Origin of the sequence: Dyadobacter sp. BE31, from assembly GCF_031457695.1 — a bacterium.
In the GTDB taxonomy this organism is placed as follows: domain Bacteria; phylum Bacteroidota; class Bacteroidia; order Cytophagales; family Spirosomataceae; genus Dyadobacter.
This window is the reverse complement of sequence record NZ_JAVDXA010000001.1, coordinates 1,909,186-1,921,213: the sequence shown is the minus strand read 5'-3', so window position 1 is coordinate 1,921,213 and position 12,028 is coordinate 1,909,186. Positions and strand designations below refer to the sequence as shown.

Sequence of the window (12,028 nt, the reverse complement as noted above, 5' to 3'; positions counted from 1 at the left end):
CGTCTGCTTCGCTCTTTTATTTCAATTCAGGAACTACTACTTCTTCTTGGTAGTATCAGCCGGAGCAGCTGCTTTGCCTGAGTTTTTATATTCTTTGTTCAAACCGTCGATGATCTTCTGGGTTACGTCCAGTGACGGGTTTGCGAATAGGATACCGCCGCCCAAAGAGTAGCCGAGAACGTACTCATAGCCGTTTTCCTTGTTGTATTTGTCGATGTAAGAACGGATGTTTTTGTAGAGTTCTTCATTCTTTTTAGCCTCTTCCTGGCCCAGCGCTTGCGCCGACTGATCGCGGTAGGCTACGAGGTCCTGCTGCTTTTTCATGAGCTGCGCTTCTGTGGAGCGGGCTTGCTCGGGAGTCATGGTTGCTGCGCGTTGCTGGAAGAAAGCGACTTCATTTTGCAAAGAGCGTCCTTTGGTAGTCAGCTCGTTTTCAAGCTGGAAATTCTTGTTTTCAAGCTCTTTTCTGGTATCCTTGAAGAAATCGTAGTTTTTCAGAAGTGAATCCACCTGAACGTAAACAGTGCGGCGGCCTTCCACTACTGCACCATCTGCGGCTGCACCGGCGTCTGACGATTTGCTTGAAAAATGAAGGAAGAATAACACCGCCACAGCAAGCGAAAGGACGACGTTCCAGATCAATGAAGTATTGTTGTTCACGTTTTTAAGGTTTATTGTTTTTGAACGAGCCGCAAAGATAATGATTTGTGTTTAAGTACAATGAATAAGTGGCGATGGCGAGTCCAGGACGAAACTTTCAGGCGCCAGGGCCTGACAGCGGCGCCGGATGCCTGCGAAAGAGCTGCCGGACCCAATACCCGGCAAGACCAGAAAATCCGCCAACAAGACCACCAATGAGTCCCGTAACGAGCAATAACAGAATGCCGTTCGGCAGCATGAATATCTTCGCTACGCGATCGGACAAGGCTCCGTCGGAAATGAAATGCTGGTAATACCCGTAGAGCAGCCAGGGCACGGCAATGCCGCCGAAGCCCGTCCAGAAGGTACCCGGTGAGCCGGCGGGCCGCCAGAAAAGAATCACGAACGGAACGATGGCGATCACCCACCACGGGGCGAATATTTGGAGAATGGCCGACAGAATGGCTATGATGAAGAAGTTCATAAATCCGGGTTAACGTTTTTGCAATACAAGACTCGACGCGAGGTGTGGCACTTTCTGATCCGGCGATGTGAGGAAAATCAGCTCGTTGAGCTCCCCCTTCTCCCATTTTTTCAACAGATTGAGATAATAGGGGCTTCCCGGATTGCCCGATTGTCCCCCCGGATAAATGCCGTAAGCACGTGGCGTTGGCCCGAGCTCGACTACCATCCTCCACGAGGGCCCTTTACGCTTCGTCATCGCATTCACAATGCTGCTGCCACCGCCCGTCACCAGCGGTGGGGCATTGAATGGCTTGATACTGCGGCTCAAATGCCTTATTTCAGCGTCTTTCACCTTCGACCATTGCCATTCGGGGCTCATAGCGCCTTTTCGCTTGGTGAGCGTGTCAAGCGAGGCGTTGAAACTCTGGTAAACTACGTCGGGTAACGTCTCTTTTTCGGGAGTATTCACATTATCGAACCATTTTTCGTTCGGCTGCTTCAAAATCAGGTACAACGTCCGGTCACGGGAGGGATATTCCATTGGAGCTTCGGGTGAGGCGAAATCGTCGTTCCAAATGGCCTGGCCCAGCAACGGGAACCAGGTTTCGAAGATCGACGCCGCGATGGACTCGGGCGAGTTTTGGTAATTCCAGTTCGAGAGCAGGATATGGGCCGCTTTTTGTTTCGGTGTTAAGGGGCGGGTTTCGAGAATGCTTAACAACCTGGGCAGTAATGTACGTGCTAACACGCTGAAATTGTCGTTTTGCAGCATCCGGAGGCTGTCGGCGTTGGCGTTGGTCATCGCTTGCAGCCGCTCGTTAATGCGGATACCACGCTCGGAAGGTGCAAAACTCCAGTTGATATAATAAGGATAAGTAGTATCGGCAGACGACTGGTTGGCACTGCTTACAAAACCCCTTGGCGGATTTTTCACAAACGGGTTTTGTTCGGCCGGAATCCAGCCGTGCCAGTCGTCGGCAGGCGAGGAGCCGTCCAGCAGGAATTTGCCTTGTTCCTTATATTTCAAAGGTATTTTCCCGTTCACGGTGATGGCGATGTTCTTCTCATTGTCGGCAAAAACGAAGTTTTGTGCAGGGCCCACATAGTTGGTCAAAGCCTTGCGGTAGTCGTCATAGGTTTTGGCCTTGTTGAGCTCATAAAAGGTAATAAAGCTGTTGCCCGGCTCATGGCCGATCCATTTGATGGCCAGGTTAGGCAATTCTCCGAAAGTGCCGTCAGAGTCGGTCACCGGTCCGTGATGGGTGTAAATGATCTGCTCCCGGTAAGGCTTCAACTGGCCTTTGACATGGATAATCTCCTCGCGCTTATGCGTGGGTTTCCATTGGTTATCATGCCAATAGAAATTCCGGTATTCATTTTTGAATTTGATTTTATACAAATCGAAAACATCCGCATCCACGTTGGTAACGCCCCATGCGACGCGCTCGTTGAAACCAATGATCACACTCGGAATGCCCGGCAGAGACACGCCGTACACGCTCATATCCGGCGAATGCAACTGCACCTGATACCAGATCGACGGCAGCGACAGTTCGAGGTGCGGGTCGTTGGCGAGGATCGGATAGCCGGTAATGGATTTTTCGGCCCCTACCGCCCAGTTGTTACTGCCGATTCCTTCTTCTTTGGGCGCCCTCGGGGGTAATGTGGTCAGAGATTTTGAGGACACCAAGTTGCTGTCGCCCGGTACCATCGGCGGAACGGCCTTTGGAATGGGAAGTTTAGGGAAGTCCCAGGCGGTGCCGGAGGGGATAATCGGGCTTTCCTGCAACATCGGGTAGTCGGGGAAAAGCTGTGCGATGGTTTCCCGGCCGTACTTTTTCAATGCATTGGTCATAGCCAGCTCGTTCGAGCGCCCCGCGAGCGTGAGCGTCATCTGTTCGAGCATGTACATGGTGTTAATCGGCTTCCAGGGCTCCGGTTTATATCCTAATAGTTTAAATTCGATAGGATAGTCCTTTGGGGCCAGTTGCCGGATAAATGCATTGACACCCGCCGTGTATCCGAGCAATGCCTCTCTCGACCGGGGATCGGTCATGGCCACTTTCAGGTTAGCCTCCGCGCCGTAACCCATGCCCAGGCGACGACTTTGCTGATCGAGCGTGAGTGTTGCCGGGCCGAGTATTTCAGAAAGCCGGCCTGCGGCGGCTCGGGTTTGCAAATCCATTTGCCATAGTCGGTCCTTGGCGGTAATGTAGCCCTGCGCGTAAAAAAGGTCGAAGTCGTTTTTGGCAAAAATGTGCGGCACGCCGGAGTCGTCGAAGCGGATCGTCACCTCATCGCGCAGGCTGTCGAGTTGCAGGGTTACGCGCGTTTTGGGGTCAATAACCTCCTCACTGTTCTGCCATAACCCGCAAAAAGGGCTCAGGAAGGGCCCCAATGCAGGTGCGGGTGCCCACGGCTTGTCCAGCACATACACGAGCCCGGCAGTGATTGCGATAAACAGGATTGCCTTTACGAACTTCATATGGAGGATGTTGAGTGCTTTTATTTGAAAAAGACATTATTCCGAAACGGCCTGCACCATGGCCTCGATCAGTTCGAGATCCGAATACATGACCGATTTTTCATCCGGAATTTCCCCGGCCATTGAAATGCCCTCCGGGAAGAACTTCTGACGTGCAGGACGGAATTTTTTGGCGGTCAAATGTAATGCATGCACCCCGGCGGCTTTCAGTTCGGCTGCGTTGTTGTGGTTTACGCCGCCACCTGCCATGATTTCAATTTTTCCATCGGCTTCTCTTGCGAGCTTACCGAGCAATTCCGTTGCCTGAATGGCCGAAGGTTTCTGACCGGAAGTAAGAATACGCTCGGCTCCGGTCGCGATAATATCTTTCAGCGCTTTCATCGGATCGGGCGTGAGGTCAAATGCGCGATGGAAGGTTACTTTTAGTGGTGCTGCGTAATCGACGAGGGCCTTTGTTCGTGCCACGTCCACATTGCCGTCCGGTGTAAGAACGCCCAAAACGACGCCGTTAGCCCCCAGTTTTTTAGCGAGATCAATGTCTTTCCGCATGATTTCTTCTTCAAAAAAATCATAGACGAAATCCCCGCCGCGCGGCCTGATCATCACATATAGCTGAATGTCAATGTTTTTCCTTACGATTTCGATAAGTCCGGCGCTGGGCGTAGTACCGCCTTCCCCGAGCCCGCCGCATAGTTCAATCCTGCCCGCCCCGCCGGCCTGCGCATTGATGCACGATTCCAGCGAGTAAGCGCAAATTTCAATAGTCATAATATGGTATTTGTAATGGTGAGGGAAATTAAGGGTTTTTCAGGGAGAGGGGAAATGTGGGGGTTACAAACTTTGCAAATCATTGGAAAATTACCAATCTTGTATAGTATTTACCAAAATGGGAATTATTTTTAGCTTATGAGGATTATTACCCGTGGAACCCTTCGCGACTTTTGGGAGAGATATCCGGACGCAGAACAAGAGCTTAAATACTGGCACGAGAAGATCAGGAATGCAGACTACCAAACTGCAAATGAAGTTATTGGGGACAACCCCAGGGCTGACACGGTTGGTAACAACAGGATCGTATTCAACATCTGTAGAAATCGTTACCGGCTGATAGCCCTGTTCAAGTATCAGATGCAGCGGGTCTATATTCGTTTTATCGGCACACACAAGGACTATGATCGGATTACTGATACAGGAATATATGAAGGTTATGAAGACGTTAGAACAAATCAAAAGCGAGTTGCGACCGATCCGGTCGGAAGCGACTTACAGGGAATACTTGGAGACAATTGACGAGTTGGTTGATTGTGCAGATAACAGCCCGGAAGAGGAAGTGCTCGAACTAGTGTCTATACTGGTAGAAAATTATGAGTCCAAGCACTATCCGATCGAGGCTCCTGATCCCCTTGAAGCGATCAAGATCAAGATGGAGGAGCAAGGATTGAAGCGGAAGGACATGATCGATTATTTCGGCAGCGCCAGCAGAGTGTCGGAAGTACTTAACAGAAAGCGGCCATTAACACTCGAAATGATCCGTAAGATTCACAAGGGTTTGGGGATTTCAGCGGAAACTTTACTTGCAGTGTGAGTTTTAATATGCTGATATTCAATAAATTAAATACTGGTGGAAAATAAAATTTGTAACCCGGCAATTATTTTTCTTTTTTTTTGCTTTAAGCTTTTAAAAGATAGCAAATTTTTTACTTTTGCAGAAAAGTAAAGTAACCATTAATAGGCGAAAATATTATGTACTGGACTCTCGAACTCGCATCGTACCTTGAAGATGCTCCCTGGCCAGCTACCAAAGACGAGCTAATTGACTTTGCAATCAGAACAGGCGCTCCGTTAGAAGTAGTTGAAAACCTTCAGGAGCTTGAAGATGATGGGCAGCCTTATGAAAGCATTGAAGAGATTTGGCCCGACTATCCCACGAAAGACGATTTCTTTTTCAACGAAGACGAATACTAAATGCAAACGGCACTCTATCGGTGCCGTTTTTTTATGAAATATGGTCCGCTTTTTTACGTAACTCGACTCCCATTATTTTTTAAATCTGACAAAAGGAATGTAAATTGTTAGCGTTAACAAATGAGGAGGACGAGGTAAGTTACCGAAAGTGATTTAGTCATAACTCATAATTTATCCATTCCAACCCGATGGAGCTTCGATTGTTGAAAGAGCTTGTTAAGAAAGGTGAGGGGGAACATCTGGAATTCAAATTGAAATCCAATCACCCCGAAAAGATAGTCCGCGAAGTAGTTGCTTTCGCAAATTCGGGTGGCGGTAAGCTGCTGGTCGGAGTGGGTGACGACAAGGCCATCAAGGGCCTTAAAGATGCAGATGAGGACGAATACACGCTCTCCCGCGCCATCGACAAGTACATTTTCCCCAAAATCAGTTTCAAAAAAGAGCGCGTGGCCATCACGCCCGACCGCGATGTGCTCGTGCTGACGATCCCGCGGAGCGTGGACAAGCCGCATTACGTGGTGGACGACACCGGCGCACGGCAGGCGTACATCCGCGTGGAGGACAAATCCATCCAGGCCAGCCGCGAAATGAAGGAAATCATGCGCCGGGGCCGCGGCGAGCGCGACGTCAGTTTCCAATATGGGGAAAAGGAGGAAAAACTGATGAAACTGCTCGACGAAAAGGAATCGGTGACGGTGGACCTCTTCGCGACAGTGGCGGGCATTCCCCGCAAAATTGCTTCCAACACATTGGTGGTTATGGTGCTGGCGAGGATACTGGAAGTGCATCCGCACGAAATGATCGACAAGTTTACGATGTCGATGGCTTATCAGTCGAATTAATCTTAGGCTCCGTCATAACCTGAGAGCGGTAAATGCTCGTGTGTCCTGAAAGAAGATAGGATACCACACAGGCTATGGCTACGAAAATGCCGCATTCGCTGCCGAAAAGTTCGATTCCCATTAAAATGCAAGCTAGCGGTGTGTTGGTAGCGCCTGCGAAAACGGCCACAAAGCCCATTCCCGCAAGTAATCCCATCGGCAGGGGGATGAAGTACGACAATGCATTGCCCAGCGTAGCGCCGATGAAGAACAGCGGCGTCACTTCGCCTCCCTTGAATCCCGCGCTGAGAGTGATGATGGTGAAAATGATTTTTAATGCAAAATCATACGGAGGCAGTTGCAAGGTAAATGATTCCACGATCACCGGAATTCCCAAACCGATGTAACGTGTTCCGATGAGCCACACGCCTGCGGAAACGACTAATCCGCCCACAACAGGTCTGAGCGGCGGAAAAGAGATGTGTTGTTTGAATTGTTGGGTGCAAAAATGAATGGTTTTGCTGAAAGCCGCCGCTACAATGCCGAATGCTATTCCCGCAAGAATGGCGTAGATAATGCTGGCAAAAGACATTTCAGGAATGACGGGAATGTGGTAATGCGTGTGTTTTACCTGCCACAGATCGGTGACGAGGCTTGCAATGATAGCGGAAGCAAAGGCGGGAAAAATAGCGTCATATTTTAATCTTCCTATCAAAAACACCTCCAAACCAAATATCGCTCCGGCCAGCGGGGTGCCGAAAACCGACCCGAAACCGGCGCTAATGGCCGAAATGAGCAGGATTTTGCGGTCATACGCATTCAGTTTGCATAATTTACTGAATTGCTCACCGATTGCCCCCGCCATTTGTAATGCGGTTCCTTCGCGGCCGGCCGATCCGCCAAACAAATGCGTGGTAACCGTCCCAAGCAACACAAAAGGGGCCATCCTGAAACGGATGAATTCTTTGGGATCATGGATCGTCTCGATCAGCAGGTTATTCCCCCGCTCGACTTCCCTGCCGAAATAGTGGTAAAGCAAACCGATCGCGAAGCCGGCTACGGGTAGCAGCCAGATAAGCCAGTCGTTCGCTTCACGTATTTGGGTAGCCCAATCGAGCGAAACGAGAAAAAAGGCAGAAGCAGAGCCGATCAATGCGCCTGTTATGGAACAAATAACCAGCCATTTTGCAATGTACAATGTAGAAGGGAATCGCTTGTTAATGTCGGAAAGCCGGCCCGGAAATGTGTTGGAGTTATCTGATGGTTTTGAAACGGACATAACAATACCTGGTGATAATGAGCATTTTTCGTTATACCAGGCGCCATCAGCTTTTTAGGGCGGTTAAATAGGAAGACACCATTTCCTTTTTGCAAAAGTAGCAAAAATCCTTTTTTGTAAAAATAAATCGCCAGTACCGGAAGGCACTGGCGATTGGCAAATAGCTTGATTTCCGAGGATCAGAATGGCAGATCGTCCGATTCGTCTTCGGTGAAAGTGGTTACCGGAGGCAGTGGTGCGCCGCCTGCATTGTAACCGGCGTTACCGCCGCTTGCTCCTGCTTTCTCAACTTTCCATGCGCGCACCTCAGTGTACCAGCGGGAGTTGTACTCACGGCTTTCCACATCGATAGAAGCGGTTACCGAGTCGTTCACTTGCAGGTTGGCCTGGTCAATTTTGTCGCCCCAAAGTGAAATACATACTTTTTTAGGGTATTGAGAAGGTATTTCAAGGATGAACTCCTGCTTGCGCCACATTCCGTTTTTTCCCTGGCCGGTAACTTCCGGCAGCAATGAAATGACTGTTCCTGATACTTCCATTGATAATATGTTTTTTAGTGTCGTTTCAAAAATGGTTCCAAAAGTAAGGTTTTTGACCGTCGATTGCAACGCTGTTTGCTAATCCGTACCGATCGCCTGGTCGAGGTCGGCGATAAGATCTTCTACATCCTCGATGCCTACACTGAGGCGTATCAATGTGTCTTTCAGGCCTATTTTCAATCGCTCCTCGCGCGGCATGCCCCCGTGCGACATGCTCGCGGGATGCGTACAAAGCGATTCCACACCACCCAGAGATTCTCCCAATGCAAAAATCTCCATTCGTTCCATGGTGCGCACGGCTTTTTCGTAACTATCGTCTTTTAATTCGAAGGACACCACGCCGCCGAAGCCGCGCATTTGTCTTCCGGCCAGTGCATGGCCAGGGTGATCGGGCAACCCTGGGTAATACACCTTCCCGACTTTGGGATGAGCGGCGAGCCATACCGCCACTTGCCCGGCATTCTCGCAATGGCGCTGCATTCTTATATGTAGTGTTTTGATTCCCCTCAATACCAGAAAGCAATCCTGAGGGCCCGGTACGGCGCCGCTGGCATTCTGGATGAATTTCAATTGACTGGCCAGTTCGTCATTGCTCGTGACCAATGCGCCCATTACCGTGTCGGAATGCCCGCCGAGGTATTTCGTGACCGAATGCATGACGATATCCGCACCTAGGTCCAGCGGGTTTTGCAGGTAAGGTGACGCGAAGGTGTTATCTACACAGGTCAGCACATTTCGTTCTTTGCAAATGCGGGTGATTTGCTCGATATCGATGATTTTCAGCAACGGATTGGTGGGCGTTTCCAGCCACACGAGCTTCGTGTTTTTTGACAGTAGCCGATCGATTTGCCCCACTTCCTCAATATCCACAAACTTGAAAACGATTCCCAACGGTTCGAAAATGCGTTTCATCAGGCGGTAGGTGCCACCATAAATGTCACTGGGCGCGATGATTTCGTCGCCGGGTTTGAACAATTTCAAAACGGCGTCCGTGGCTGACAGGCCGGAGGCGTAGCAAATGCCGTGACTGCCGTTTTCGAGGGCAGCCAATGCCTTTTGCAATGCGGTGCGCGTGGGGTTGCTGCTGCGGGCATATTCGTAACCTTTGTGCTTGCCTGGGCTTTCCTGGACGTAGGTGGAGGTCTGGTAAATCGGCGTCATGATGGCACCGGTACTCGGGTCCGGCTCGACGCCGGCGTGTATGGCTTTGGTTGCGAATTTCATTTTTTAGTGGTTATGGTTGCCACGAAGGCACGAATTATCACTAAGATTTATTCGTGCTCATTCGTGCCTTCGTGGCGTCAAAATAATAATGCAGAAAAGCAAGTTCACAAAAACCTTTTGTCAAAACAACTGGTTATTCAATTAGAAAAAGTAAAGCGGATTAGCCTTGGAAACGTCTACACCAAAAAGATTCTCACTTCCGGTCGTCGTAAGCATATTAATGACGATCGTACCATTGGTGACGACCTCTATCATAACGGCTTGGGCTATCAATCATGAGAAAATCCTCCGCGAACTGCCTGTTGAATGGTGGCTGGGGGTGACGGTCCTGCTCACGCTGGCTTCGTCCGCGGCGCTAACCCCTCCTACATTTCTGGCATTGGTGTACGGCTACTTCCTCGGCTGGGCATCACTCCCTATGCTTTTCGTATTGAATATCGGCGCGATAGCCATCATATATGTATCCGCGCATTTTCTGCATGCGGCTTCTGTGAGAAGTTACCTTATTCAGGTTTACCCGCAGGTTGACACGCTGCTACGCCGGTTTTATAAAAATGAGTTAAGGCTGATCTTTTTTGCAAAACTATCTCCCGTACTGCCGTTCGCGATTACCAACCTGTTTTTTGCGATGGCCGGTGCGCGTTTCAAACAAGTACTCACAGGAGGAACTTTGGGCATGATCCCCCGGACCGTATTGGCCGTATGGGCCGGTAAGGAAGCACAGGATATCCGCTATTTGCTCGAACATCCGAATGAAGGATTGGCTACCAAACTCGTGCTGATAGCCCTCATTGTGATATCTACTGTGGGTATCGGATATTTCTTCAAAGACAGGGGTACAGTAGAATCCTAGGATGGTTTTTAGTATCGGAGAGACTTCTTTGATAATATCGTACAATAATACGCTACAAAACGCTACAAAATCATCAGCTTCATCCTGTTTCTTTGTGGTAAAGTTATAAATACCCGAAAAGTAGAATGAAATCCTTACCTTTCATTGATCTCATTATTGTGATTGCCTATCTGGCAGGAATGGTTGCCGTGGGGATTTACTTTTCAAGGAAAAATACCAATGCCGAGCAGTTTACCAAAGCATCGGGGCGCATCCCCGGCTGGGCGATCGGTATTTCCATTTATGCGACTTTTTTGAGCAGCAATACTTTCCTCGGCGTACCGGGTAAGGCATTCGGAAGCAACTGGAGTTCCTTTGTTTTCAGCTTGTCGATGCCGTTGGCGGCCTGGGTTGCCACGAAGTTTTTTATCCCTTTTTACAGAAGTACCGGCGAAGTATCGGCCTATACTCACCTCGAACATCGTTTCGGGTCTTGGGCGCGGACTTATGCCGTGGCTTGCTTCCTGCTCACACAGCTCGCCCGCATGGGTTCGATTTTCTTCGGAATTGCATTGAGTTTGCAGGCGCTGACGGGCTATCCGATGTCGACTATCATGGTTGTCGTGGGGATTTGCATTGTTTTGTACACGGTAATGGGCGGAATGGAGGCGGTGATCTGGACAGAGGTGGTGCAGGGCGTGATCAAGACGATTGGCGCATTGGTGATACTTTACCTGGTCGTGTCAGGGGTTTCCGGCGGGATGCCAAGCATTATTGAAATAGGAAAGGCTAATGACAAATTCAGCCTGGGTACGCTGGCACCGGACTTTACCACGGCCTCGTTCTGGGTGATATTACTATACGGGTTTTTCATGAACCTGAACAATTTCGGGATGGACCAGAACTATGTGCAGCGGTACCATACCACGTCTTCGGCCAAAGAGGCTGCCGGTTCGGTATGGCTGTGCGTGTACCTGTACGTGCCTGTGTCGCTGATATTCTTTTTGTTAGGAACGTGTCTTTTTGCCTACTACCAGGGAAATCCGGAGCTACTGCAAACCATCAAGATGCAGGTAGCCGCCGAAAAACTGCCTGGTGGAACTTCGGACGCGATCACAAGCCTGGCAGCTACGCTCACGCCCGCCGATTATGGCGACAAAGTGATGCCGCATTTCATGGTGAATAAGGTACCGGTAGGCTTGCTTGGGTTGATTATCGCAGCAATCATGTCGGCGGCAATGAGCACGATCAGCTCGGGTATGAATGCCTCGGCGACGGTTTTCTCTGTCGATATTTATCAAAAATATATCAAATCAGACCTCACACCGCAGCAATCGTTGCGCCTGCTTTACATCGCTACAACCGTATTCGGTTTGCTGGGGATGATTACGGGCATTGCGATGATCGGCGTGAAAAGTGTGCTGGACGTTTGGTGGATGCTTTCGGGGATTTTTGCGGGCGGAATGCTCGGGTTGTTCCTGCTCGGTATGATTTCGAAAAGTACCCGGAACACCGAGGCGCTTACAGCCACCATTATCGGGATCGTAGTGATTGTCTGGATGACTTTCTCGTCCCAGCTTCCTGACACCTATTCCTATTTGCGAAACCCGCTCCACCAGAATATGATCATGGTGGTCGGAACACTGACGATCTTTTTGGCCGGTGTGCTGCTTACCAGGCTGAGGCGTAAACAACCGGTTGAAAAAGAGGTGCTTTTGCATAGCAAGTAACCACAGGGCCGGTAGGTGAGCCGGATTTTCAAAGGGATTTTTTCTTACA

At 49.8% G+C, this 12,028-nt stretch carries 13 protein-coding genes and 1 riboswitch; of the genes, 6 read left to right on the top strand and 7 right to left on the bottom strand.

Going from position 1 to position 12,028, the window contains the following annotated elements:
- Window positions 1-36: 36 nt before the first annotated feature.
- From J2Y43_RS08155 to J2Y43_RS08140, 4 genes are all read right to left on the bottom strand, one after another.
- Window positions 37-660 carry an OmpH family outer membrane protein gene (locus tag J2Y43_RS08155; RefSeq protein ID WP_309992832.1) on the bottom strand — a complete coding sequence of 208 codons (624 nt, stop codon included), beginning with the start codon at window positions 658-660 and terminating at the stop codon, window positions 37-39.
- Between the two features lie 97 nt (window positions 661-757).
- Window positions 758-1,123 carry a hypothetical protein gene (locus J2Y43_RS08150; RefSeq protein WP_309992834.1) on the bottom strand — a complete coding sequence of 122 codons (366 nt, stop codon included), beginning with the start codon at window positions 1,121-1,123 and terminating at the stop codon, window positions 758-760.
- Window positions 1,124-1,132: 9 nt separating this feature from the next.
- Window positions 1,133-3,589: a penicillin acylase family protein gene (locus tag J2Y43_RS08145; protein ID WP_309992836.1), complete on the bottom strand. Its 2,457-nt coding sequence runs from the start codon at window positions 3,587-3,589 to the stop codon at window positions 1,133-1,135.
- 36 nt (window positions 3,590-3,625) lie between these two features.
- Window positions 3,626-4,357, bottom strand: a complete 732-nt coding sequence (locus tag J2Y43_RS08140; protein ID WP_309992839.1) for a copper homeostasis protein CutC — start codon at window positions 4,355-4,357, stop codon at window positions 3,626-3,628.
- A 138-nt stretch (window positions 4,358-4,495) separates the two neighbouring features.
- Between J2Y43_RS08140 and J2Y43_RS08135 the strand changes: the two genes are divergently transcribed.
- From J2Y43_RS08135 to J2Y43_RS08120, 4 genes are all read left to right on the top strand, one after another.
- Window positions 4,496-4,879, top strand: a complete 384-nt coding sequence (locus tag J2Y43_RS08135) for a type II toxin-antitoxin system HigB family toxin (RefSeq protein WP_309992841.1) — start codon at window positions 4,496-4,498, stop codon at window positions 4,877-4,879.
- The gene (locus J2Y43_RS08130; RefSeq protein WP_309993007.1) at window positions 4,797-5,174 is read left to right on the top strand and encodes a transcriptional regulator; all 378 of its coding nucleotides are present in this window, start codon (window positions 4,797-4,799) and stop codon (window positions 5,172-5,174) included. Before J2Y43_RS08135 ends, J2Y43_RS08130 begins: the two co-directional genes overlap by 83 nt.
- Window positions 5,175-5,332: 158 nt before the next feature.
- On the top strand, window positions 5,333-5,554 hold the full coding sequence (locus J2Y43_RS08125) for a DUF2795 domain-containing protein (RefSeq protein WP_013927448.1): 222 nt from the start codon (window positions 5,333-5,335) through the stop codon (window positions 5,552-5,554).
- Window positions 5,555-5,742: 188 nt separating this feature from the next.
- Window positions 5,743-6,396 (top strand): helix-turn-helix domain-containing protein, encoded by a 654-nt coding sequence (locus J2Y43_RS08120; RefSeq protein ID WP_223410968.1) that lies wholly within the window; start codon window positions 5,743-5,745, stop codon window positions 6,394-6,396.
- On the opposite strand, the gene J2Y43_RS08115 is transcribed toward J2Y43_RS08120, so the two are convergent.
- The 3 genes from J2Y43_RS08115 to J2Y43_RS08105 all read right to left on the bottom strand — a co-directional run bounded on the left by J2Y43_RS08115 (window position 6,365) and on the right by J2Y43_RS08105 (window position 9,417).
- Window positions 6,365-7,654: a voltage-gated chloride channel family protein gene (locus J2Y43_RS08115; protein ID WP_309992859.1), complete on the bottom strand. Its 1,290-nt coding sequence runs from the start codon at window positions 7,652-7,654 to the stop codon at window positions 6,365-6,367. The genes J2Y43_RS08120 and J2Y43_RS08115 overlap by 32 nt on opposite strands.
- Window positions 7,655-7,684: 30 nt before the next feature.
- Window positions 7,685-7,749, bottom strand: a riboswitch (Fluoride riboswitch).
- An 84-nt stretch (window positions 7,750-7,833) separates the two neighbouring features.
- A complete protein-coding gene (locus J2Y43_RS08110) occupies window positions 7,834-8,193 on the bottom strand; it encodes a DUF3127 domain-containing protein (RefSeq protein ID WP_106593979.1) in 360 nt (119 codons plus the stop codon).
- Between the two features lie 78 nt (window positions 8,194-8,271).
- Window positions 8,272-9,417, bottom strand: a complete 1,146-nt coding sequence (locus J2Y43_RS08105) for a cystathionine gamma-synthase (RefSeq protein WP_309992863.1) — start codon at window positions 9,415-9,417, stop codon at window positions 8,272-8,274.
- A 166-nt stretch (window positions 9,418-9,583) separates the two neighbouring features.
- Between J2Y43_RS08105 and J2Y43_RS08100 the strand changes: the two genes are divergently transcribed.
- Together J2Y43_RS08100 and J2Y43_RS08095 are read left to right on the top strand one after the other, a co-directional pair.
- Complete coding sequence (locus J2Y43_RS08100; protein WP_309992866.1) at window positions 9,584-10,270, top strand: VTT domain-containing protein; 687 nt, start codon at window positions 9,584-9,586, stop codon at window positions 10,268-10,270.
- 125 nt (window positions 10,271-10,395) lie between these two features.
- On the top strand, window positions 10,396-11,979 hold the full coding sequence (locus J2Y43_RS08095) for a sodium:solute symporter (protein ID WP_309992870.1): 1,584 nt from the start codon (window positions 10,396-10,398) through the stop codon (window positions 11,977-11,979).
- The last annotated feature ends 49 nt before the right edge of the window (window positions 11,980-12,028 follow it).